The organism is Pseudomonas sp. LBUM1649 (assembly GCF_059716155.1).
Genome location: NZ_CP166807.1, coordinates 5571693 through 5596055 on the forward strand (window position 1 = coordinate 5571693; position 24363 = coordinate 5596055).

Here is a 24363-nt window from a genome sequence, read left to right on the forward strand (position 1 = left end):
GTCGCACTTCGTCAAACCCAGGCTCATCATGCCAGGCCGTTACGCTGGGCCAGTTCGATCAGATCGACCAGCGAGCGCGCATTGAGTTTCAACAGCAGTCGGGTCTTGTAGGTACTGACGGTCTTGTTGCTGAGAAACATTCCATCGGCAATCTCTTTATTGGTCTTGCCTCGGGCCAACTGCTGCAACACCATCATTTCCCGCCCTGACAGACGATCTACCATATCGGCTTCACTGGCGTTACCAAGACTGGCACGCACAGTATGCAAGGCCTGATTGGGAAAGTAACTGTAGCCTGACAAGACTGCCTTTATTGCACTGAGTAACTCCGTGAGGTCCTGTTGTTTGCACACATATCCGGCGGCTCCCGACTGCATGCAGCGCATGGAAAAATGTCCAGGGGACTGAGAAGTCAATATCAGCACTTTCATCGGCATCGCAGCCGATGTCAGTCGCGCAATAACTTCCAGCCCATCCAGTTTCGGTATTCCAATATCCAGGATGACAATGTCCGGCATGTATTCCCGGGCTAGTTGTAATGCATCCACACCATTATCTGTTTCTGCAATGACTTCGTAGCCATGACGCTCCATCAGCATTCGTACCGCAAGACGAATGACGGGGTGATCATCCACAATCAGCACTTTATTCATGGGCAAGTCCAATTTCGCTATTCGAATTTTTAGAGCCCGCACAATAGCCTAGTCGTTTCGTCCCTGGCATGTCGCCCCCCCCGGCCACTCGCACCAAGAGACATTCCCTACAAACATCAGAGATTTTTCTTACAAAAAATCTAAGAAATCCCCGGGCAGAAAACTTTTGTTGAGGTCTTGACTTTCCAATTGTAATTATTTTTTTGTATCGACCTGCAACAAAAAAATCAAGAGTAATTGATGTTTAGACAGCGATCAGACATGTGTCTACCCGACTAAAAAACTAAAGGCAACCGGAGTTATCCAATATCAACCCCCACTCCAGAAACATCACACACAACTTATCCACTCGTTCTTACAGCAAAAAACAACACAGCATCGATCATAAGAAAATTACAAACAGGAAGAGCACCTGCCTGACATTAAATCAATTGAAAAACAGAAACTCCAGGATGCCCAAGACCAGTTAGATGCATTAAATTCAAAACAACCAAGCATCACCCAATCAACAGACCAACGAGAATGAAAATGGATAAGCTCAAAAAAAGAATAAGCAACCCCATGACAGTGATTGCAATATTTGCCACACTGTCTGAAACATCGGCAGCCGTTTCATTACCCTTCCTCGATGACGAGGATAGAGACGTCTACATCTGGTTCCTGATCAGCTTCCCCTTTTATCTGCTGTTGCTATTCTTCGCCACGCTCAACTTCAACTATCGATCGCTTTACGCCCCCTCCGACTTTGAAAAGGGAAAGCATTTCATAAAAGTCATGGACGGTGCCGAGCAACCCGAGAACAAGAAGAGTAGAACTTCCGCTGGCAGGACGTCAGACATTGGCGGCCGATCCACTCGCCGTCCCTCCAAAGCACAAGACCCACCTTCAGAATCGGTCTCTGGCGTCGCTCATTCGGCGCTACACCGCGTACGTTTGCCTGAACGGCTGAGAGATCTGTATGTCGTTGATGCACGCGCGATGACAGGAAGCGCCGAGTTCAGTCACTTGATGGAAAGCATTCACAACGAACCGGGAAAAGCTGCACGCGCAGTCATGTTCCTCACCTGTACCGAGTCAGATTCAAAACTCAAGGAAAGTGCAGCCATCCCTTCAAAACACGTGAAGAAACGCTGCCGCACAACGTTCTGTGCTGCCTACAATTTAAATTCACAGGGTTTGACGGTCATTGATCAACACTTGCCCATCGACGCACGGCAACCCGTAGCGGTGGACGATCAATCAGAAGGGAAGGATGAGAGAGGTAGCAGCAAAAACCAGGAAGAAAGCTGATGCGCGCAGGATCCCCCTTTTCAAATGTGCGGCCCCGTCGACGACCGGGCCACACATTCCATTACATCAAAGGTCTCAGAACAGCTTGCGACCTTTGTTCGCCGCGATGCGCATGCGCAAGGCGTTGAGCTTGATGAAGCCCGCTGCGTCGGCCTGGTTGTACGCGCCGCCATCTTCTTCGAAAGTGGCGATGTTGGCGTCGAACAGCGACTCGTCGGACTTGCGACCCGTGACGATCACGTTGCCCTTGTACAGCTTCAGGCGAACCACACCGTTCACGTGGGCCTGGGAGGCATCGATCATCTGTTGCAGCATCAGACGCTCAGGGCTCCACCAGTAACCGGTGTAGATCAGGCTGGCGTACTTGGGCATCAACTCGTCTTTGAGGTGAGCCACTTCGCGGTCCAGGGTGATCGATTCGATCGCACGGTGAGCGCGCAGCATGATGGTGCCGCCAGGGGTTTCGTAGCAGCCACGGGACTTCATGCCCACGTAACGGTTCTCGACGATGTCGAGACGGCCGATACCGTGTTCGCCACCGATACGGTTCAGGGTCGCCAGCACGGTGGCCGGGGTCATTTCGACGCCGTCCAGTGCAACGATGTCGCCGTTGCGGTAGGTCAGTTCCAGGTATTGCGCTTTATCTGGAGCCTTCTCCGGGGAGACGGTCCATTTCCACATTTCTTCTTCGTGCTCGGTCCAGGTGTCTTCCAGCACGCCGCCTTCATAGGAGATGTGCAGCAGGTTGGCATCCATCGAGTACGGGGATTTTTTCTTGCCGTGACGCTCGATCGGGATCGCGTGCTTCTCGGCGTAATCCATCAGTTTCTCACGGGACAGCAGGTCCCATTCGCGCCACGGGGCGATCACTTTCACACCTGGTTTCAAGGCGTAGGCGCCCAGTTCGAAACGAACCTGGTCGTTACCCTTGCCGGTGGCGCCGTGGGAAATGGCGTCAGCGCCGGTTTCGTTGGCGATTTCGATCAGGCGTTTGGCGATCAACGGACGAGCGATGGAAGTACCCAGCAGGTACTCGCCTTCGTAAACGGTGTTGGCGCGGAACATCGGGAAAACGAAATCGCGCACGAACTCTTCGCGCAAGTCGTCGATGTAGATCTCTTTCACGCCCATGGCTTGAGCCTTGGCGCGTGCAGGTTCGACCTCTTCGCCCTGACCCAGGTCAGCGGTGAAGGTCACTACTTCACAGTTATAAGTATCCTGCAGCCACTTGAGGATCACCGAAGTGTCCAGGCCGCCGGAATACGCCAGAACGACCTTGTTTACGTCCGCCATGCCATCACTCCACGGGGTTCTACGGAAAGCCGTCAAGTCTACCGCCCATGCAAGATAATTTACAGTGGCGCGACAGCTTATGACGACGAAGCGACAGATTATGTCGAGAGCGCGACGATGACCAAGGGGTCAGGAAGTTGCCGAAGCGGCGGGCTTCGTCGCTTGAGGGGCCACCTGCTCCGCGGGGGCTCCCCGCTCCAGCCGTATCGCTACCCGACGGTTTTTCGCGCGGTTAACGTTGCTGGAATTGGGTGCCAGGGGATACCGCTCGCCATGGAAACGCAGGGTGATTTGCGATTCCTGGATGCCGTTGGCCTTGAAGAACTCCATCACCGCCAGCGCCCGACGCCGTGACAGGTCACGGTTGGTCAGGCGATTGCCGCTGTTATCGGAGTGGCCGTCCAGTTCTATGCGATTGACCGTCGGATCGGCTTTCATGTATTCCAGCATGACTTGCAGCCTGGCCTTGGCGGCCGCATCCAGATCAATACCGCCACCGGGGAAGCCGACCTGGGATTGCTTCACCTGATCGAAGTTCTGCGGCAGCAACTTGGCCACGCAGCCCTGATAGTCGGCAAATGCCTTGTTGAACCTGACCGGCAACAAACGCACCTCCGACGCCCGGCCATCGCCCGAAGAGTGCCGGACCACGGGACTGCGTCCGTCCATCAGGCCGCTGATCAAGCGTCCAGCCTGGGCCTGCGAGCTGTTGAACAGGACGTTGCCGCTGCCGATCCTCACCGTGCCCAGATTGATATCACCGCGTCCCGGCTGCCAAGGCGCGGCAGCGGCCAGCAAGGTGGCAGAACCGCCGCCCATCATTGCGTTGTAGGAATTCAAACGAAACGTCGCCTGTTCGCCCGCGCGCCGCACGAATTCGCCCGAGCCGAAATCGGTGATCGGCTGAGTCAGCCGGCACTCGAATTTGTCGCCTTCGACCGTCCACTCAATGGTCTCCAGGCGAGTCTGGAAAGTGAGCGCCATTGCGGGAAGGCTGGCAAACACACTGAGCAAGGCTAAATAACGCTGGCGCACGGGAGGCTCCACTGGCTTCTACGACAAAAAGACCGACACACAGATGTTTACGGCATACCTGTTGGATATCGGAAGCTTCCCGTAAAACTTGATAGCGAGTGCCTGCAAGAGTCTTTTCCGGTAGCATTCCCTTCAGTTTGACCCGCCTGGAATCCCCTCATGTCCGACCGCCTGACCCTGCTGCGTCCCGACGACTGGCATATTCATCTTCGCGATGGTGCCGTGTTGACCAATACCGTCGCGGATGTCGCGCGCACCTTTGGCCGCGCCATCATCATGCCCAACCTGGTACCACCGGTGCGCAATGCGGCTGAAGCCGACGGCTATCGCCAGCGGATTCTCGCTGCCCGCCCGGCCGGCAGCCCGTTTGAGCCGCTGATGGTCCTGTACCTCACCGACCGCACCCAGCCTGAAGAAATTCGCGAGGCCAAGGCCAGCGGTTTCGTTCACGCCGCCAAGCTGTACCCGGCCGGCGCGACCACCAACTCGGACTCGGGCGTCACCAGCATCGACAAGATCTTCCCTGCACTCGAGGCCATGGCCGAAGTCGGGATGCCCTTGTTGATCCACGGTGAAGTCACCCGCGGCGATGTCGACGTGTTCGACCGCGAAAAAATCTTCATCGATGAACATATGCGTCGTGTGGTCGAGCGTTTCCCGACGCTCAAGGTGGTGTTCGAACACATCACCACCGCCGACGCCGTGCAGTTCGTCAACTCGGCGTCAGTCAACGTTGGCGCGACCATCACCGCGCATCACCTGCTGTACAACCGCAACCACATGCTGGTGGGCGGAATTCGGCCGCACTTCTACTGCTTGCCGATCCTCAAGCGCAATACGCACCAGGAAGCCCTGCTCGACGCCGCAACCAGCGGCAGCGAAAAGTTCTTCCTCGGCACTGACTCGGCACCCCACGCCCAGCACGCCAAGGAAGCCGCCTGCGGCTGCGCCGGTTGCTACACCGCTTATGCGGCGATCGAGATGTACGCCGAAGCCTTCGAACAGCGCAACGCGCTGGACAAGCTCGAAGCCTTCGCCAGCCTCAACGGCCCGCGTTTCTATGGCCTGCCGGCCAACACCGATCGCATTACCCTGGTCCGCGAAGAATGGACCGCCCCAACCAGCCTGCCGTTTGGCGAGCTGACCGTTATCCCGCTGCGCGCCGGTGAAAAACTGCGCTGGCGCCTGCTGGAGGAACACGCGTGAGTGAAGACCATTTCGACGACGAACAGGAAGGTCAAGGCGGTGGCGGCGGTTCCCGTCATCCAATGGCCGCCAGGTTTCGTGGCTACCTGCCAGTTGTCGTCGACGTAGAAACCGGTGGTTTCAACTCGGCCACCGACGCCCTGCTGGAAATCGCTGCAACGACGATCGCCATGGATGAAAAGGGTTTTGTGTACCCCGATCACACCTACTTCTTCCGGGTCGAGCCTTTTGAAGGAGCGAACGTCGAAGCGGCAGCCCTGGAGTTTACCGGGATCAAGCTCGATCACCCGCTGCGCATGGCAGTGAGTGAAGAGGCGGCGCTGAACGATATCTTCCGCGGCGTGCGCAAGGCGCTCAAGGCCAACGGTTGCAAACGGGCGATTCTGGTTGGGCACAACAGCAGTTTCGACCTGGGCTTCCTCAATGCCGCGGTCGCGCGCCTGGACATGAAGCGCAACCCGTTCCATCCATTCTCCAGTTTCGATACCGCGACGCTCGCGGGTCTGGCTTATGGTCAAACCGTGCTGGCCAAGGCCTGTCAGGCTGCCGATATCGACTTCGACGGTCGCGAGGCTCACTCGGCTCGCTACGACACCGAGAAGACTGCCGAGTTGTTCTGCGGCATCGTCAACCGCTGGAAACAAATGGGCGGTTGGGAAGACTTTGGCGATTGATTGAAGATTTTCTGCTCTTTTGCTCCTTGTAGGAGCCGAGCTTGCTCGCGATGGACTCAAGAACACCACGGGGAGTCAGACTACCTGCGTTATCGTTAACGACCATCGCGAGCAAGCTTTGCTCCTACAGGGCGCGTGACTTAATCCCGAGCATAAAAAAACCGGCCTCGATAGCCGGTTTTTTTGTACCTGGAGCGTGCCTTACAGTGCAGCAGCGTGCTCGGTCAGGTAAGCCGCAACGCCTTCTGGCGAAGCGTTCATGCCTTTGTCGCCTTTTTTCCAGTTGGCAGGGCAAACTTCACCGTGCTCTTCGTGGAATTGCAGAGCGTCGACCAGACGCAGCAGCTCTTCCATGTTACGGCCCAGCGGCAGGTCGTTGATGATCTGCGAGCGGACAACGCCTTTGTCGTCGATCAGGAATGCGCCACGGAACGCCACGCCGTCAGCGGACTGAACGTCGTAGGCCTTCATGATTTCCTGCTTGATGTCGGCAGCCATGGTGTAACGAACCGCGCCGATACCGCCATCGTTTACCGGGGTGTTGCGCCATGCGTTGTGGGTGAAATGCGAGTCGATCGACACAGCGACCACTTCAACGTTGCGCGCCTTGAACTCAGACATGCGGTTGTCCAGAGCGATCAGCTCCGACGGGCAAACGAAGGTGAAGTCCAGCGGGTAGAAGAACACCAGGCCGTATTTGCCTTTGATGGCCGACGACAGGGTGAAGCTGTCCACGATTTCGCCATTGCCGAGTACGGCCGGTACGGTGAAGTCAGGGGCTTGTTTGCCTACGAGTACGCTCATTGGATATCTCCTGGTGTAGAAGCGTTAAGAACAAGGTTTGCATCAGCCTGCCACCTTCAGGCGACAGCCCTGTGACACGAACCCGTTTCGAAAAGACCGGCCATCATACACTGCGTTTTTGGCCTGTCCGTAACGGTTTCTCCCATGGACGTAAAAAAGGACGAAGGGTATTTCGGTTTACAGCGCATCGTTGGCAACCGTTCGTCAGGCCTGTCAAAAAGCCCTCTCAAAGCACTTTGACAATCATTCTCGTTAACATTAAGATCCATCGCATTCGAGACATAAACAGCGACGGTTTTCACTTATGTATGTTTGCCTCTGCACTGGCGTCACCGACGGCCAAATCCGCGATGCGATCTATGAAGGATGCTGCAGCTACAAGGAAGTGCGCCAGGCCACCGGCGTTGCCAGTCAATGCGGCAAATGTGCCTGCCTCGCCAAGGAAGTGGTCCGCGAGACCCTGACCAAATTGCAAACGGCCCAGGCTGCGATCCCTTTTCCTGTTGAATTTACTGCTGCGTAAATACCGTATTTCAAAGAACCGGACTCATGTCCGGTTTTTTTATGCCTGAAAATCAATTGCTTAGGCTCTAGACGCGGAACACAAACATTCTTATTCCGATTAATTTTCATATATTATTCAATAACTTAGGTTTGACACTCTTAGTTGTGCGGCTCAAACTCTGCCTTATAGACAGTTAATCTAGGGCAGGACCCCATCATGAAAGGCGACGTTACAGTCATCCAGCATCTCAACAAGATCCTTGCCAATGAACTGGTCGCGATCAATCAATACTTCCTGCATGCACGCATGTACGAAGATTGGGGTCTGAACAAGCTCGGCAAACACGAGTACCACGAATCCATCGACGAGATGAAGCACGCGGACAAGCTGATCAAGCGCATCCTGTTCCTTGAAGGCCTGCCGAACGTCCAGGACCTGGGCAAGCTGCAGATCGGCGAGCACACCAAGGAAATGATCGAGTGTGACCTGCGAATCGAGAAGACCGGCCATGCCGATCTGAAAGTGGCGATCGCGCATTGCGAAACCGTGGGCGACTTCGGTAGCCGTGAACTGCTCGAAGATATCCTTGAGTCCGAAGAAGAACATATCGACTGGCTGGAAACCCAACTGGGCCTGATCGACAAGATCGGTATGGAGAACTACCTGCAATCGCAGATGGGCGACGACGAGTAAGTTCTACTCCGCCCGGCTCGATGTAACACAAGAGCCCCGCTCTCTTTTGAAGAGGCGGGGCTTTTTTGTTTCAATTTGCATGGGTCTGGACCGGCTCAGGGGATTTTTACTAAAGCCTGCCCCTGACAAGTCGATAACCTGGCATCGATAGCTGTGGGTGATCCACCGATCGCCTCACCACCTTTTTCCACAGAAGGTTTTTATGTCCTCCACCAAAGCCCGCGCAGATTCACTTTCGCTTCTGCTGTTTACCTTGCGCAGTGGCAAGCTGATGGCGATCAACCTGCTCAAAGTCAGTGAAATCATCCCTTGCCCACCACTGACCAAACTCCCCGAATCGCATCCCCACGTCAAAGGTATCGCCACCCTGCGCGGCGCCTCGTTGTCGGTGATCGACCTCAGCCGCGCCATCGGTGAGCGCCCGCTGGAAGACCCTGACGGTGGGTGCCTGATCGTCACTGACGTCAGCCGCTCCAAGCAAGGCTTGCATGTGCAGGCGGTGAGCAAGATCGTGCACTGCCTGACCACCGACATCCGTCCACCACCCTTCGGCTCTGGCGGTTCGCGCTCGTACATCACCGGCGTCACCTCGGTCGACGGCACCCTGGTGCAGGTGCTGGACATCGAAAAGGTCATCCATGGCATCGCCCCGGTACCCATCGACATGGCGCCGACCGAGCTCAGCATGGAAGATGCAGAAATACTGGGCAGCGCTCGTATTCTGGTGGTCGATGACAGTCAGGTCGCGCTGCAGCAATCGGTGCACACCTTGCGCAACCTGGGCCTTCAATGCCACACGGCCCGCAGCGCCAAGGAAGCCATCGACTGCCTGCTGGATCTGCAAGGCACCGCCCAGCAGATCAACCTGATCGTCTCCGATATCGAAATGTCCGAAATGGACGGCTACGCCTTCACCCGCACCCTGCGTGAAACCCCGGACTTCGCGCACCTCTATGTGCTGCTGCATACGTCCCTGGACAGTGCGATGAACAGCGAAAAGGCACGGCTTGCGGGTGCGAATGCGGTGCTGACCAAGTTCTCTTCGCCGGAGCTGACCAAGTGCCTGATCGACGCGGCCAAGGCTGTGGCCGAACAAGGTCATTGAGTCTTGAACGAGCAATTCTGCTTTCTCATGCGGCGCAGTCTCGTTGAAGCTGTGCCCGCCATCATCTGGCCTCAGGGAATCCTCCTGACCGGGTATCGTCCAGATCAGGCAGAAGAGGTTCATCGCTTGCTGGAACTGGGTCACTCGCAAGGAGGTGGCCGCGTCCCGGCTCTGGACGTATGGCAACAGCGATTTGAAACCGATCCTGAATATGATCCGACACTGTGCTTCATCGCTCTGGATGCCCAGGGTATCGTGGGTGTATGTCAGTGCTGGACCAGCGCCTACATTAAAAATCTGGTGGTGCATCCGCGGGCTCAAGGCCGCGGCTTGGGGCGAGCGTTGCTGCTCAATGCCTTCAAGGTGTTTCAACTTCGGCGCGAAGGGTATGTCGATTTGAAAGTGCTGGAAGTCAACTTTCGCGCACGGCGCTTGTATGAGAGCGCCGATATGTATGTGGTCCGCCGGGAACCGGTTCCGGCCTGACCCAGACCTTCAGGCATACTCACACCTTGGCCAGCACCCGCCCAAGGATCCCTGAACCATGAAAGCTGTCACCCTGACCTTCGTCTGCCTCACTACCCTCGCTACCCAGGTACACGCCTCCAGCCCCGACGCCTGGGCCGCCTTCGACAAAGTCATACTCGCCAGTTGCACCAAGGCCAGCGGTCTTGCGAATGCCAAACCCGTCGGCAACGCCGCACAGTTCGATGATCGGGTCGGCTACACCGCCCTGCTGCTGCAAGGCCAGTACCCGCAAAAGCACATGAAAGGCCGGCAAGGTACCGAACTGTGCCTCTACAACAAGAAAAGCAAAACAGCCTACGTGACCGAGTGGGACTCCATACGACCAAACTGACACGGCTGTCAGTCAGCAGTCACCTTCCTGACCGGGTCACAGGGATATAACGTAGGTAGATAAAGCTGCGCACACTTCCATTTCCCGACCCGGCGCCCCTCTCGCATGCGAACTCAGAAAAAAACCGTTGTTCTTGCAGCCTTTCTGATCGTGCTGGTAGCGCTGGGTGCGTGGTACCTGGTCAAACCCTCCGCGGCCAGAGTGGCTGCACCGACCGCCATCCCGGTGCGCGTGGTCAACGTGGTCGAACAAGACGTGCCCCGCTACGTCAGCGGCATCGGTTCAGTGCTGTCGCTGCACAGCGTCGTGGTCCGACCGCAAATCGACGGCATCCTCACCAAAATCCTGGTCAAGGAAGGCCAACTGGTGGCCAAAGGCGACCTGCTGGCCACTATCGACGACCGATCGATCCGCGCCAGTCTGGACCAGGCCAGGGCGCAATTGGGCGAAAGCCAGGCGCAACTGCAAGTGGCCCAGGTCAACCTCAAACGCTACAAACTGTTGAGCGTCGACGACGGTGTTTCCAAACAGACCTACGACCAGCAACAAGCATTGGTCAACCAGCTCAAGGCCACGGCTCAAGGCAACCAGGCTTCGATTGACGCGGCCCAGGTGCAGTTGTCGTACACGCAGATTCGCTCCCCGGTTAGTGGCCGCGTCGGTATTCGTACAGTGGATGAAGGTAACTTCCTGCGCATGACTGACACCCAAGGACTGTTCACGGTGACCCAGATCGACCCGATCGCCGTGGAGTTCTCCCTGCCGCAGCAAATGCTGCCGACCCTGCAAGGCCTGATCAGCGATCCACAACACGCCAAGGTCAAGGCCTACATCGGTGCCGACACCGACGGCGAAACCGGCAACCTGCTGGGCGAAGGCCACTTGACCTTGATCGACAACCAGATCAACGCCAACACCGGCACCATCCGCGCCAAAGCCGAATTCAATAATCCCGGGCAAAAACTCTGGCCCGGCCTACTGGTGACAGTAAAGATTCAGACAGCCCTGGATAAAGACGCGCTGGTCGTACCGCCCACCGTCGTACAGCGTGGCCTCGATCAGCACTTCGTCTATCGGGTAAACGGCAACAAGGTTGAAACCGTGCCGGTGCAGATGGTTCACCAAGGCAGCGGCCAGAGCATCATCAAAGGTGTAAATCCCGGTGACGTGCTGGTCAGCGACGGTCAGTCGCGGCTCAAGCCCGGTGCCACCGTGCAAGTGCTCACCGAGCCGCCGCAGGTCGTGCAATCGGAGTCGGCGCCATGAAAGGCCACGGTTCGGTATCCGCCTGGTGCATCGACCACCCTGTGGCAACGATTCTGCTGACGTTTGCCTTGGTGCTGCTGGGGGTCATCGCCTTCCCGCGCCTGCCCATCGCGCCGCTCCCGGAGGCAGAATTTCCGACGATACAGGTGGCTGCCCAACTGCCCGGTGCCAGCCCGGAAACCATGGCGTCATCGGTGGCCACGCCCCTTGAAGTGCAATTCAGCGCCATTCCCGGCGTGACACAAATGACCTCGAGCAGCGCCCTGGGCTCAACCAACCTGACCTTGCAATTCACCCTCGACAAAAGCATCGATACCGCCGCCCAGGAAGTCCAGGCCGCCATCAACACCGCGGCAGGCAAACTGCCCAAGGACATGCCGAACCTGCCGACCTGGCGCAAGGTCAATCCGGCCGACAGCCCGGTGCTGATCCTCAGCGTCAACTCGTCCTTGATGCCTGGTCCCGAACTCAGCGATCTGGTGGAAACCCTGTTGTCCCGTCAGATCAGTCAGATCGACGGTGTGGGCCAGGTCGCTATCACCGGCCAGCAACGTCCGGCGATTCGTGTCCAGGTCTCGGCGGACAAACTCGCCGCCATCGGCCTGACCCTGGCCGATATTCGCCTGGCGATCCAGCAGACCAGCCTCAACCTGGCCAAAGGTGCGCTGTATGGGGAATCGAGCATCTCAACCCTGTCCACCAACGACCAGTTGTTCCATCCCGAGGAATACAACCAACTGATCGTGTCCTACAAGGATGGCGCACCGGTTCATCTGCGGGATGTCGCCAAAGTCGTCAACGGCTCGGAAGATGCATACGTCCAGGCTTGGGCGGGCACACAACCGGGCGTCAACCTGGTGATCTTCCGCCAGCCGGGAGCCAATATCGTCGAAACCGTGGACCGGATACAGGCGGCGCTTCCGGGCCTGAAAGCGATGCTGCCGGCTTCGGTGCAGGTCAAGACGCTGATCGACCGCACGCAGACTATCCGCGCATCGCTGCATGAAGTGGAAATCACCCTGCTGATCGCAATCATGCTGGTGGTGGCGGTGATGGCGCTGTTCCTACGCCAGCTGTCGGCAACCCTGATCGTGTCGGCAGTACTGGGGGTTTCACTGATCGCCAGTTTTGCACTGATGTACGTGATGGGCTTCAGCCTGAACAACCTGACGCTGGTGGCGATCGTGGTGGCCGTGGGGTTTGTGGTCGACGATGCGATCGTGGTGGTGGAAAACATTCACCGCCACCTGGAGGCTGGCGACGGCATGCGCGAGGCCGCGATCAAGGGCGCCGGAGAAATCGGCTTCACGGTGGTATCGATCAGCTTCTCGCTGGTCGCGGCGTTCATTCCGTTGCTGTTCATGGGGGGCGTGGTCGGACGCCTGTTCAAGGAGTTCGCCCTGACCGCAACCTCGACCATCATGATTTCGGTGGTGGTGTCGCTGACGTTGGCGCCAACCCTGGCAGCGCTGTTCATGCGCGCGCCAGTGCATCACGCCCACGATAAGCCGGGCTTCGGCGAACGCCTGCTGGCGCTGTACGAAAAAGGCCTGCGCCGCGCGCTCGCGCACCAGAAGTTGATGATCGGCGTATTCGGTCTGTCGCTGGCCCTGGCCGTTGCCGGTTACATTTTTATTCCCAAGGGTTTCTTCCCGATTCAGGACACCGGGTTCGTCCTCGGTACAACTGAAGCTGCCGCCGATATTTCCTACGGCGACATGGTGAAAAAACACCTGGCAATGGCTGAAATCGTCGCCGCCGACCCCGCAGTCGAGACCTTTTCGCACTCGGTCGGGGTGTCGGGCAGCAACCAGACCATCGCCAACGGCCGCTTCTGGATCGCCCTGAAAAAACGCGGCAACCGCGATGTTTCAGCCAGCGAGTTCATCGACCGTATTCGTCCGCAATTGATGAAAGTACCGGGCATCGTCCTCTACCTGCGCGCCGGGCAGGACATCAACCTCAGCTCCGGCCCGAGCCGGGCCCAGTACCAATACGTGCTCAAGAGCAATGACGGTGCAGTCCTGAGCACCTGGACCCAGCGCCTGACGGAAAAACTGCGCGGCAACCCGGCCTTCCGCGACATTTCCAACGACCTGCAACTGGGCGGCAGCATCACCCATATCAGCATCGACCGCAGTGCCGCGGCACGCTTTGGCCTGACCGCCAGCGATGTCGACGAAGCGCTGTACGACGCCTTCGGCCAGCGCCAGATCAACGAATTCCAGACCCAGATCAACCAGTACAACGTGATCCTGGAGCTGGACACCCGGCAACGCGGCAAGGCCGAAAGCCTCAACTACTTCTACCTGCGCTCGCCCCTGAGCGGGGAAATGGTGCCGCTGTCGGCCCTGGCGCAATTCGATGCGCCAACGGTGGGGCCGCTGTCCATCGCCCATGACGGCATGTTCCCGGCCGCTAACCTGTCGTTCAACCTGGCACCCGGTGTGGCGCTGGGCGATGCGGTGATCATGCTCAACCAGGCCAAGGTCGACATCGGCATGCCAACGGCCATCAGCGGTAACTTCCAGGGCGCGGCCCAAGCGTTCCAGAGTTCGCTGGCCAGCCAGCCATGGTTGATCCTGGCGGCGCTGGTGGCGGTGTACATCATTCTCGGCGTGCTCTACGAGAGCTTCGTCCACCCGCTGACGATCATCTCGACACTGCCCTCCGCCGGACTGGGCGCGGTGATCATGCTGTGGATCTGCGGCCAGGACTTTTCGATCATGGCGCTGATCGGGCTGGTGCTGCTGATCGGCATCGTGAAGAAAAACGGCATCCTGATGATCGACTTCGCCCTCGACGCGCAGCGCAAGGGTGGCATGGCGCCGGAAGAAGCGATCTACCAGGCGTGCCTCACGCGGTTCCGGCCGATCATCATGACCACCCTCGCCGCCCTGCTCGGCGCCCTGCCGCTGATGCTCGGCTACGGCACCGGAGCCGAACTGCGCCAACCCCTGGGGATCGCCGTGGTCGGCGGCTTGCTGGTGAGCCAGGCACTGACGCTGTTCACCACGCCGGTCATATACTTGTGGTTGGAGCGTTTATTTCATAGGCCCAAACCTTCGCCCGTACCGGCGCTGGCGACCACAGACTGAGGCGGGGTCATGCGCGTTCTGATTATCGAAGACGAAGAAAAAACCGCGGACTATCTGCACCGCGGCCTGACGGAACAGGGTTACACCGTGGACCTGGCCCGCGATGGCGTGGAAGGCCTGCACCTGGCGTTGGAAAGCGACTACGCGGTGATCGTCCTCGACGTCATGCTGCCGGGCCTGGACGGCTTCGGCGTATTGCGCGCCTTGCGTGCGCGCAAGCAAACCCCGGTGATCATGCTCACCGCCCGCGAACGGGTCGAAGACCGCATCAAGGGCCTGCGCGACGGTGCCGACGATTACCTGGGCAAACCGTTTTCCTTCCTCGAACTGGTGGCACGCCTGCAGGCGCTGACCCGGCGCAGCGGTGGCCACGAACCGGTGCAAGTGAGCATCGCCGACCTGTGGATAGATTTGATCAGCCGCAAGGCCACCCGCGCAGGCTTACGCCTGGACCTGACAGCCAAGGAGTTCTCGCTGCTCAGTGTGCTGGCCCGTCGCCAAGGTGAAATCCTGTCGAAAACCGCCATCGCCGAAATGGTCTGGGACATCAATTTCGACAGCGACGCCAACGTGGTCGAAGTCGCGATCAAACGCTTGCGGGCCAAGCTCGACGGGCCGTTCGAAGAGAAATTGCTGCACACCATCCGCGGCATGGGTTATGTGCTGGAGAGCCGTGGTGTCCAGTAACTCTATCGCCCTGCGCCTGAGCGGCATGTTTACGCTGGTGGCGCTGCTGGTGTTCCTGTTGATCGGCTGGGCGCTGTACCAGCAGGTCGACAAAGGCCTGGGCCTTCTGCCCGAAGCGGAACTCGATGCACGTTACAGCGTGCTCGAATCCACCGTCGGCCGCTACGGCACGCCCGAGCACTGGGTGAAGATCAATAACAAGCTCAAGCTGCTCGGCGAAGAAGACAAGCGCATCAGTTTCTGGATCGTCAGCGGCGATCCGCACTACGAATTTGGCAATCCGACACCGAGCATCCGTGCCTTCGCCGAAGGACCGCTGGGCATGCGCGACATGCAACTGGCGGATCACCCCTACCCGCTGAAAGTGCTGGTCAGCCAATTCCCGGCCAAGGATCAGCGCCCGCCACTGCGCTTCATGATCGGTATCGATACCGAAACGTTTTTACATACCCAGCACCAGTTGCTGATCGCCCTGATCAGCCTGGCGGTTATTGGCGTGCTGATGGCCTCGGCGCTGGGTTACTGGGTGGCGCGGATCGGGCTCAAGCCATTGATCAAGCTGTCTCAAGAAGCCCAGCGCCTGGCCCCTCCGTTGCGTTCAGGCCGCTTGCGGCTGGCATCGCTGCCCCCGGAGCTGAATCAGTTCGTCGACTCGTTCAACTCGACACTGGAGCGGGTCGAACAGGCCTACTCGCGACTGGAATCGTTCAACGCCGATGTCGCCCATGAACTGCGCTCGCCGCTGACCAATCTGATCGGCCAGACCCAGGTCGCTCTCACACGAGGGCGTTCGGCAGAGCACTATTTCGAGGTGCTGCAATCGAACCTTGAAGAGCTTGAGCGACTGCGCTCGATCATCAATGACATGCTGTTCCTGGCCAGCGCCGACCAAGGCAGCAAGGCCACCAAACTGACGTCCACCTCGCTGGCCGAGGAAGTGGCCACGACCCTGGAATACCTGGATTTCATTCTCGAGGATGCCCAGGTACAGGTTCAGGTCAGCGGCGATGCCCTGGTGCGAATCGAGATCGCCCACCTGCGCCGGGCCTTGATCAACCTGCTGAACAACGCAGTGCAGCACACCCGCCCCGGGCAAGTCATCGAGGTGAGAATCGAAGCAGGCGAGCACCAGGTCAGCATCGGCGTCGCAAACCCGGGCGTACCGATTTCCAGCGAGCATCTGCCGCGTCTGTTCGAGCGCTTCTACCGGGTCGATGCCTCGCGCAGCAACAGTGGCAACAACCACGGGTTGGGACTGGCCATCGTCAAGGCGATTGCACTGATGCATGGCGGGGATGTGTTCGTGCGCAGCGACCATGGCATGAATACATTCGGCATGCATTTGCCCGTCTGACAGCCCCACATTCCCCCCGAAACAGGCCGGCCGGCCGCCTCGCTTTGGCTTTTGATCTTCTTGCCCCATCATCACGCCCTGAGCCTGTCCGTCAACCTGTGACTACCTCCATCGGCGCCTCTACCAACGTTGATCCATGCCGCGTCAAAGCCTGTGGGAGATTGTTGTCGGAGTACATATCCATTGCTGCGGTAACGACCACTTAGGGTTTCGCCCTTACGGCGACTCACTTTTCCAAACGCCGGAATGCCGGCCCAGCGAAAAGTAAGCAAAAGGCTTTTGCCCCACCACTCGGTGCCTCGCTGTGGCTCGGCATGCCGTAACGAAGGCATTGCTCCGTGGGTCGCCGCGATGGGCCATCCCTGGCCCAGCGCGGCTAAACCGGCGTCCTGCCGGTTTACCCACTGCGCAATGCCTGCGTTCGGCCATCGTGGTTTAACGGGGCGCCCAGATCAAAAACAAAAGCGAGGCGGCCTTATAGCCGACCTGACTTTTCCGGATATCCCCAATCCCCTGTAGGAGCGAGCATGCTCGCGATGGATGTCAACGATTACGCGCCCTGTCTGGATGATCGCGTTGTCTGGACATTTCTCGCGAGCATGCTCGCTCCTACAGGGGGGGCGAGTACAGCTGCAAAATCAGGTCGGCTGTCAGGCCGCCTCGCTTTTGCTGTTTGCTTTGGCTTTTGATTTTCTTGCCCCCTCGAGAGGCTTCGTTCCGGTTCTGCGCAGTGGGTAAACCGGCATGGATGCCGGTTTAGCCGCGCTGGGCCAAGGATGGCCCATCGCGGCGGGCCCTGTAGGAGCGAGCATGCTCGCGAAAAACCTGAGAGCACCACGGGGTGTCAGGCTCCCCGCGTCATCGTTGACCTCCATCGCGAGCATGCTCGCTCCTACAGGCTTTTCCAAGTGACTCGCTGTAAAAGCGAAACCATAGGTGGCCGTTACCGCAGGAATGGATATGTACTTAGTCAACAAAATCCAGGTCGGCTGTCAGGCCGCCATCGCTGCGATGCGGCGACCCGACAAGCCAGCTCCCACAGTGGATCGGGTACATCCGCGAGCGACTGGTTGGCTGTCAGGCCGCCTTCGCTGGCAAGCCAGCTCCTACAAAAAAGCGTTCACGCGCATTGTGCCGGGGCGACCGATCTTTGCTCTTTGCGTAACAGTCCTTCCATGAATCCGCTCTTTTTCCTTCACCCCAAGCCCCTTATCTTTGCCCGCACCAAACAGCACTTGCCAAGCAAGAAGGTTTAAAAGATGTCCAACAGTATGGGTATTGCCAGCGCTTTCGTTCTGTCTTCTCTGTTCCTGTCTCCGTTCGCCATGGCCGAAGAGTCGCAGGCTTTCGTCGCCCAAAACGCCGCCCGGGCCGCCGCATACGAAGAGCACCAGATCGAGATGACCGCCAAAGCTCAGGAGGCCACCCAAGCCCCACAATCGTCGAGTGCCCAGGCCAAGCAGGCTGAGAAAGACAGCTGATCTACGCGCATCGCTCCAGTTTCCCTCGACACTTTTCATTGGCTCTTCCCATTGAAAAGTTGTCTTCAACGCCGCTGTCATCAGCGGCTTTTTTTCGTTGTGGTTTTACCACCCGCTGCCGAGTACCGGGTGATTTTCGACTACCCGCTCAATGTCTTCTAAGCTTGAATAAACAAAAGGCCGGCACATTTTGCTGGCTTTTTTTATCCGGAGTGAGAATGGATGCTGTGGATATAGCGGGTGTCCGGGACGCTGCCCGATTCTTGCAAAAGAATGTTCCCGACGCCTAGACAGCAGAAACCAGAACCATGAGCGAGCGCAGCGCGACATCTCACCCAACAACCCAATCCACGCGATCCGAGCGGCTGGTGATTCTCGGCAGCGTGTTGCTGGTGATTGCCATCCTGAGCATCGTGGCGTTTCTGCTGGTGCGTGAACGCGCCAATGCCGAACTGTCAGCCAGCCGCTCCGCCGCCAACATCGTGCAATTGATCGAAGCCGACGTCCTGCGTAACGTCGAGCTCTACGACGTGTCCTTGTTGGGCTTGATCGCGGCCTCACGACGTGAAGACCTCATGCACGTTTCTCCGCAGATCCGTCATCTGGCCTTGTTCGATCGCGCCACCGCGGCACCGTACAAGGGTGACATTCTGTTGCTCGATCAGCAGGGCAACGTGCTCGCCGACTCGGCTTCGCGAGAACCCAGGACAGGCAACTTTGCCGACCGCGAATACTTCCTGCCCCACGTGAACAACAGCGACCCGAGCATGTTCATCAGCCGTCCTTTTCGCTCGCGGTTGGCAAACAACGAATGGCGCATCAGCTTCAGTCGCCGGATCAGTGGCGCCCAAGGCGAGTTCCTTGGGGTCGCCGAAGCGGCCATGCGCCTGAGTTACTTCGAACAGCTGTTCAACAGCCTGAACATCGGTCCTGATAGCTCGATCAGCCTGATCAACAAGGATGGCATCCTGCTGGCCCAGGTCCCTCGCCTGAGCGAGGACCTGACCGGCACGGACTTCAGCAAGCGCCCCAATTTCCAGCGCATCGTCAAAGAAGGCAACGGCAGCTTCAGCAGTGTCTCGAGTCGCTATCGGGACCAGCGGCTCTACACTTTTTCCCAGGTTGGCAATCTGCCGCTGATTGTCATCGTGGCACTGTCGGGTGCAGAAGTGTTTGCTTCGTGGCAACGCACGGCGTTGGTGGTCAGCCTGGCCACGATTGCCCTGTGTGCGTGCCTGCTGTGGCTGACCTGGTTGCTCTGCCGCGAACTGCGCCTGCGTCACCATGCCGAACTGGAACTGGCACAACTGGCCGCCACCGACGCCTTGACCGACCTGGCGAACCGCCGCACGCTCGACCAGACGTTGCGTCATGAATGGTTTCGCGCCCAGCGTTCCGGCAAACCATTGTCGTTACTGATGATCGACGCCGATCACTTCAAGGCCTTCAACGACCGCCATGGCCATCAAGCTGGTGATGAGGCCTTGCGTGCGGTGGCCAAGGTGTTGCGCACCCACGTTCGGCGGCCTGCCGACCTGGTGGCGCGCTACGGTGGCGAGGAGTTTTCGGTGGTCCTGGCGGAAACCGACATGGCGGGCGCACAAAAGATCGCCGAGAACATTCGGCAGGCTGTCGAGCAGCTACCGCCGATCGACGGCACCGACTCGCCGATTACCGTGAGCATTGGCATCAGCACCTGGAACGCCTGCACCGACATCAACCTGGAGGTGCTGATGTTTGCCGCGGACAAGGCATTGTATCAAGCCAAGGAAACTGGACGTAACCGGGTGGTGGCGCTGTAGCGGCCGGCGATCAATATTCGCACACATAAAAAAAGGCCACCCGAAGGCAGCCTTTAAAAAACTAGAGAGGTTTTTTACTTACACGGCCGCGACAGGGCGCATGTAAGAGATCGGTGCAGTGCTGGCGTCTTCGAACGTCACGACTTCCCAGGCATCTGTCTGCTCAATCAACTTGCGCAGCAGCTGGTTGTTCAGCGCGTGGCCGGACTTGAAGCCCTTGAACTCACCAATCAGGCTGTTGCCCAGCAGGTAGAGGTCACCAATTGCATCGAGGATCTTGTGCTTCACGAACTCGTCTTCGTAGCGAAGGCCGTCTTCGTTCAGTACACCATCGGCGTCGACCACGATAGCGTTTTCAACGCTGCCGCCGAGTGCGAGGTTGTGCTTGCGCAGGTACTCGATGTCACTCATGAAACCAAAGGTACGGGCGCGGCTGACTTCTTTTACGAACGAAGTGCTGGAAAAATCCACGCTTGCACTTTGTGTGCGGTCACGGAAAACCGGGTGATCGAAATCGATCTCGAAGCTCACCTTGAAACCTTCGAAAGGGACGAAAGTGGCGCGCTTGTCGCCGTCTTCCACAGTCACTTCCCGCAGGATGCGGATGAACTTCTTCGCGGCGTCCTGTTCTTCCAGGCCAGCCGACTGAATCAGGAATACGAAAGGTCCAGCGCTGCCATCCATGATTGGCACTTCAGACGCGGAGAGCTCGACGTAGGCGTTATCGATGCCCAGGCCAGCCATGGCCGAGAGCAAGTGCTCCACCGTGTCCACTTTGACGTCACCGTTGACCAGCGTGGTCGACATGGTGGTTTCGCCAACGTTTTCCGCGCGTGCAGGTATTTGCACCACAGGATCGAGGTCGGCACGACAAAACACAATGCCGGTGTCGATCGGCGCAGGCTTGAGGGTCAGGTATACCTTCTCCCCGGAGTGCAGACCTACACCTGTGGCACGGATAATATTTTTCAGTGTGCGTTGTTTAATCATGGCTTGGGCCGCTTCAGCGCAAATTGCGAACTGGTATCAACAAAGGCTGGCGATGATAGCAGACCATGCCTTTGCTGAACACCAATCAACTTCATAGCCCTGATACATTTCATCAATCGGCCTGACGACGCAGGAAGGCCGGGATGTCCAGGTAGTCCAGGTCATCTTGCGGATTCATCTTCGCGGCAGTCGCAGCACCGGCCTGGGCCTGGTTGCGCATGACGGTCGGACGGTCCAGGTCACGGTAGTTCACCGCTGGAGCTTCCTGACGAACAGGGGCTTGTTGTTGCGGCTGGGAAGCCATCGACGTGTGAACGGTATTGTCGATGATCTTCACCGGCTTTTCTATTTTAGCGCCCAAACCGGTAGCAACGACAGTTACGTGCAGCTCATCGCGCATATCCGGATCGATAACGGTACCGACCTTGACCATGGCGTGCTCGGAAGCGAAGGCTTCGATGATGCTACCCACGTCGGAGTACTCACCCAGGGACAGGTCAGGACCGGCGGTGATGTTCACCAGGATGCCGCGTGCACCTTGCAGGTTCACGTCTTCGAGCAACGGGTTGCGAATGGCCGCTTCGGTGGCCTCGCGTGCACGGTTCGGACCGCTGGCGCAGCCAGTGCCCATCATCGCCATGCCCATTTCGCTCATCACGGTACGTACGTCGGCAAAGTCGACGTTGATCATGCCCGGGCGCTTGATGATGTCGGAGATACCGCGAACGGCACCGGCCAGTACATCGTCAGCCTTGGCAAAAGCCGACAGCAGGCTGGCGTCTTTACCGAGGATGGTCAGCAGCTTCTCGTTGGGAATGGTGATCAACGAGTCGACGCTTTCCGACAGCAGGCGGATGCCTTCATCGGCGATCTGCATGCGCTTGCGGCCTTCGAACGGGAAAGGGCGGGTCACCACCGCAACGGTGAGAATCCCCATTTCCTTGGCCACTTCGGCAATGATCGGCGCAGCACCGGTACCGGTACCACCGCCCATGCCTGTGGTGATGAACACCATGTTGGTGCCCTGCAGGACTTCGGCAATGCGCTCACGATCTTCGAGAGCGGCCTGACGACCTACTTCAGGGTTGGCGCCGGCGCCCAGACCTTTGGTCACGCCGGTACCCAGTTGCAGGATGGTCCGCGCGCCAATGCTCTTGAGCGCCTGGGCATCAGTGTTGGCGCAGATGAATTCAACGCCTTCAATGTTGCTCTTGACCATGTGATTCACGGCGTTGCCGCCGCCACCGCCTACACCGATAACTTTAATAACCGGGCTTGCGGGGATGTTGTCTACGAGTTCGAACATTTTCCCTCTCCTTTACGTTCTCTAGTTTTTTCGCCTACTGCTTTTTACTGCCTGTCGCTTTTACTGCTCTTGCTCTGCTCTTGCCGCTTGAAGCTTGCCGCTAGAAGCTGCTCTTAAAAATTGCCTTGCACCCAGCTCTTGATGCGATCGAGCAAGGCGCCTTTGGGTTCTTCGTTGCTGTAGCTGTCGCGGCTGCCGATACCCGAGAACGAGATGCCGTCGGATTGCTTCTGCAGGCCGTACATCAACAGGCCAACGCCAGTGGAATAAATCGGGTTGCGCACCACGTCATCCAGGCCCTTGACGCCGTGGGGCACGCCCAGGCGCACTGGCATGTGGAAGATTTCCTCGGCCAGTTCGGTGGCGCCTTCCATCTTCGCCGTACCGCCGGTAAGCACGATGCCGGCCGGGATCAGGTCTTCGTAGCCACTGCGACGCAGCTCGGCCTGGATCAGCGTGAACAGCTCGTCGTAACGCGGCTCGACTACTTCGGCCAGGGCCTGACGGGACAGCTCGCGCGGCGGACGGTCGCCGACGCTCGGGACCTTGATGGTTTCACCGGCGCCCGCCAGTTTGGCCAGGGCACAGGCGTAGCGGATCTTGATTTCTTCGGCGTACTGGGTCGGGGTGCGCAACGCCATGGCGATGTCGTTGGTCACCTGGTCGCCCGCGATCGGGATCACCGCGGTGTGGCGGATCGCGCCTTCGGTGAAGATCGCGATATCGGTAGTGCCGCCACCGATGTCCACCAGGCAAACACCCAGTTCTTTCTCGTCGTCGGTCAGGACCGAATAAGCCGAAGCCAGTTGCTCGAGAATGATGTCGTCGATTTCCAGGCCGCAGCGACGCACGCATTTTTCAATGTTCTGTGCAGCGTTGACGGCGCAGGTGACCACGTGGACCTTGGCTTCCAGGCGCACACCGGACATGCCCAGTGGCTCGCGGACGCCTTCCTGGTTATCGATCACGTAATCCTGCGGCAGGGTGTGCAGCACCCGCTGGTCAGCCGGGATCGCCACGGCCTGGGCAGCGTCGAGTACGCGCTCAAGGTCGGCGGAGCTGACTTCGCGATCACGAATCGCCACGATGCCGTGGGAGTTCAGGCTGCGGATATGGTTGCCGGCCACGCCGACAAACGCCGAGTGGATGCGGCAACCAGCCATCAGCTGCGCTTCTTCGATGGCGCGCTGGATCGACTGCACGGTGGACTCGATGTTCACCACCACGCCTTTCTTCAGCCCACGGGACGGATGGGTGCCGATCCCGACGATTTCCAGCGTGCCGTCGTCCGCGACCTCGCCTACCAGCGCCACCACCTTGGAGGTGCCGATATCGAGACCGACGATCATTTTGCCGCTTTGCACGTTTGCCATGGGGTCCTGCCTCTTCTTAATTCTGTGCGACAGCCGGTTGGGCTGTCGTCGGCGCTACTGGTTCGCGCCAGCCAACGGCGAGGCCGTTGGCGTAGCGCAGATCGATGCGCGCAATGTTCGTAATCTGTTCTTTGAGCGTCTTGTCATAGATGGCAATGAAACGGCGCATCTTCTCCACCAGGTTGCCGCGTCCCAGCAGCAGTTCGATCCCGGGCCCGGCACTGCCAGGGCCGGTCGTCAGGAACCAGCTGCCTCGCTCACGCAGCTCCAGGCGCGCAATCGAGAAGCCCAATGGCCTGAGCAACTGGCTCAGTACCTGGTATTGCTGCATCACTTGCTGTTGAGCCCGCTGTGGACCGAACAACTGCGGCAAGTGTTCGTAATTGGCCAGCTCGCGCGGGGTAAACGCCTGCCCCTGGTTGTTCAGCAGCGATTCGTCGCCCCAACGGGCCACCGGCAATTGTTCCTCCAGGCGAATCACCACCTGATCCGGCCATACCCTGCGCACTTCGGCGTGGGCAATCCATGGCATCGTTTCAAGCTCTGTGCGCATGCTCGCCAGGTCGATGGTGAAGAAGCTCGACGCCACATACGGGGCGATCCGCTGCTGCACCGCTTGTTGGCTGATGTAGCTCAGGTCGCCCTGCACCGCGATCTTGGTGATCGGCCGGTCGGCATACGGCATCAACCGTTGCGCACCTTCGTAAGTACCGAACCCCAGCGCTACCAGCAGCACTGGCCAGAACAGGGCTTTGAGAAAACCGAAGTTGGCTTTGGGCAGGCGCGCGGACATCGGCTCTTTGGCCACCATTCGGCTGGCACCCCGCGGTACCGGCTTGCGGCCGGTCGGTGCGGTAGGCTGATGACGTAGCTGTGCGCCTTGCATGGT

Annotated in this window: 22 protein-coding genes; 14 read left to right on the forward strand and 8 right to left on the reverse strand. The window is 58.6% G+C overall.

Annotation, left to right across the window (positions count from 1 at the left end; genetic code table 11):
* Positions 1–26: 26 nt before the first annotated feature.
* Positions 27–653 carry a response regulator transcription factor gene (locus tag ACA058_RS25730; protein WP_008057539.1) on the reverse strand — a complete coding sequence of 209 codons (627 nt, stop codon included), beginning with the start codon at positions 651–653 and terminating at the stop codon, positions 27–29.
* 528 nt (positions 654–1181) lie between these two features.
* Here ACA058_RS25730 and ACA058_RS25735 point away from each other — a divergent pair.
* Positions 1182–1943 carry a hypothetical protein gene (locus tag ACA058_RS25735; RefSeq protein ID WP_497636482.1) on the forward strand — a complete coding sequence of 254 codons (762 nt, stop codon included), beginning with the start codon at positions 1182–1184 and terminating at the stop codon, positions 1941–1943.
* A 75-nt stretch (positions 1944–2018) separates the two neighbouring features.
* On the opposite strand, the gene ACA058_RS25740 is transcribed toward ACA058_RS25735, so the two are convergent.
* On the reverse strand, positions 2019–3236 hold the full coding sequence (locus ACA058_RS25740; protein ID WP_497636483.1) for an argininosuccinate synthase: 1218 nt from the start codon (positions 3234–3236) through the stop codon (positions 2019–2021).
* Between the two features lie 129 nt (positions 3237–3365).
* Positions 3366–4271 carry a flagellar protein MotY gene (locus ACA058_RS25745; RefSeq protein WP_497636484.1) on the reverse strand — a complete coding sequence of 302 codons (906 nt, stop codon included), beginning with the start codon at positions 4269–4271 and terminating at the stop codon, positions 3366–3368.
* Positions 4272–4430: 159 nt separating this feature from the next.
* Between ACA058_RS25745 and pyrC the strand changes: the two genes are divergently transcribed.
* Together pyrC and rnt are read left to right on the forward strand one after the other, a co-directional pair.
* The gene (gene pyrC, locus ACA058_RS25750) at positions 4431–5477 is read left to right on the forward strand and encodes a dihydroorotase (protein WP_497636485.1); all 1047 of its coding nucleotides are present in this window, start codon (positions 4431–4433) and stop codon (positions 5475–5477) included.
* Complete coding sequence (gene rnt, locus ACA058_RS25755; RefSeq protein WP_497636486.1) at positions 5474–6151, forward strand: ribonuclease T; 678 nt, start codon at positions 5474–5476, stop codon at positions 6149–6151. The genes pyrC and rnt overlap by 4 nt, the downstream gene beginning before the upstream one ends.
* A gap of 201 nt (positions 6152–6352) precedes the next feature.
* Here the strand turns inward: rnt and ACA058_RS25760 are convergent, their stop codons facing one another.
* Positions 6353–6955 (reverse strand): peroxiredoxin, encoded by a 603-nt coding sequence (locus tag ACA058_RS25760; RefSeq protein ID WP_008057532.1) that lies wholly within the window; start codon positions 6953–6955, stop codon positions 6353–6355.
* 304 nt (positions 6956–7259) lie between these two features.
* Here ACA058_RS25760 and ACA058_RS25765 point away from each other — a divergent pair, with 304 nt between their 5' ends.
* The 11 genes from ACA058_RS25765 (at position 7260) to ACA058_RS25815 (ending at position 19805) form a co-directional block, all read left to right on the forward strand.
* Positions 7260–7478 carry a bacterioferritin-associated ferredoxin gene (locus ACA058_RS25765; RefSeq protein WP_008057530.1) on the forward strand — a complete coding sequence of 73 codons (219 nt, stop codon included), beginning with the start codon at positions 7260–7262 and terminating at the stop codon, positions 7476–7478.
* Between the two features lie 198 nt (positions 7479–7676).
* Positions 7677–8153, forward strand: a complete 477-nt coding sequence (gene bfr / locus ACA058_RS25770; RefSeq protein WP_497636487.1) for a bacterioferritin — start codon at positions 7677–7679, stop codon at positions 8151–8153.
* A gap of 202 nt (positions 8154–8355) precedes the next feature.
* The gene (locus ACA058_RS25775) at positions 8356–9258 is read left to right on the forward strand and encodes a chemotaxis protein CheV (RefSeq protein ID WP_008057527.1); all 903 of its coding nucleotides are present in this window, start codon (positions 8356–8358) and stop codon (positions 9256–9258) included.
* A 27-nt stretch (positions 9259–9285) separates the two neighbouring features.
* Positions 9286–9744: a GNAT family N-acetyltransferase gene (locus ACA058_RS25780; protein WP_497640001.1), complete on the forward strand. Its 459-nt coding sequence runs from the start codon at positions 9286–9288 to the stop codon at positions 9742–9744.
* Positions 9745–9802: 58 nt separating this feature from the next.
* A complete protein-coding gene (locus tag ACA058_RS25785) occupies positions 9803–10117 on the forward strand; it encodes a hypothetical protein (RefSeq protein ID WP_497636488.1) in 315 nt (104 codons plus the stop codon).
* 105 nt (positions 10118–10222) lie between these two features.
* Positions 10223–11383, forward strand: a complete 1161-nt coding sequence (locus tag ACA058_RS25790; protein ID WP_497636489.1) for an efflux RND transporter periplasmic adaptor subunit — start codon at positions 10223–10225, stop codon at positions 11381–11383.
* Positions 11380–14481: a multidrug efflux RND transporter permease subunit gene (locus tag ACA058_RS25795; RefSeq protein WP_497636490.1), complete on the forward strand. Its 3102-nt coding sequence runs from the start codon at positions 11380–11382 to the stop codon at positions 14479–14481. Before ACA058_RS25790 ends, ACA058_RS25795 begins: the two co-directional genes overlap by 4 nt.
* Before the next feature lie 9 nt (positions 14482–14490).
* Positions 14491–15168, forward strand: coding sequence for a heavy metal response regulator transcription factor (locus ACA058_RS25800; protein WP_497636491.1), 678 nt, complete (start codon positions 14491–14493; stop codon positions 15166–15168).
* Positions 15158–16522: a heavy metal sensor histidine kinase gene (locus ACA058_RS25805; RefSeq protein WP_497636492.1), complete on the forward strand. Its 1365-nt coding sequence runs from the start codon at positions 15158–15160 to the stop codon at positions 16520–16522. Before ACA058_RS25800 ends, ACA058_RS25805 begins: the two co-directional genes overlap by 11 nt.
* Before the next feature lie 1259 nt (positions 16523–17781).
* Positions 17782–18003: a hypothetical protein gene (locus ACA058_RS25810; RefSeq protein WP_497636493.1), complete on the forward strand. Its 222-nt coding sequence runs from the start codon at positions 17782–17784 to the stop codon at positions 18001–18003.
* A gap of 308 nt (positions 18004–18311) precedes the next feature.
* Positions 18312–19805, forward strand: a complete 1494-nt coding sequence (locus ACA058_RS25815) for a GGDEF domain-containing protein (RefSeq protein ID WP_497636494.1) — start codon at positions 18312–18314, stop codon at positions 19803–19805.
* A 78-nt stretch (positions 19806–19883) separates the two neighbouring features.
* On the opposite strand, the gene lpxC is transcribed toward ACA058_RS25815, so the two are convergent.
* From lpxC to ACA058_RS25835, 4 genes are all read right to left on the reverse strand, one after another.
* Positions 19884–20795: a UDP-3-O-acyl-N-acetylglucosamine deacetylase gene (lpxC, locus tag ACA058_RS25820; RefSeq protein ID WP_008060300.1), complete on the reverse strand. Its 912-nt coding sequence runs from the start codon at positions 20793–20795 to the stop codon at positions 19884–19886.
* A 112-nt stretch (positions 20796–20907) separates the two neighbouring features.
* Positions 20908–22101, reverse strand: coding sequence for a cell division protein FtsZ (gene ftsZ / locus ACA058_RS25825; protein WP_046819017.1), 1194 nt, complete (start codon positions 22099–22101; stop codon positions 20908–20910).
* A 113-nt stretch (positions 22102–22214) separates the two neighbouring features.
* Entirely contained in the window at positions 22215–23474 is a 1260-nt protein-coding gene (gene ftsA, locus ACA058_RS25830) for a cell division protein FtsA (protein ID WP_034149519.1), read from the reverse strand.
* A gap of 16 nt (positions 23475–23490) precedes the next feature.
* Positions 23491–24360 (reverse strand): cell division protein FtsQ/DivIB, encoded by an 870-nt coding sequence (locus ACA058_RS25835; RefSeq protein WP_497636495.1) that lies wholly within the window; start codon positions 24358–24360, stop codon positions 23491–23493.
* Positions 24361–24363 lie beyond the last annotated feature (3 nt).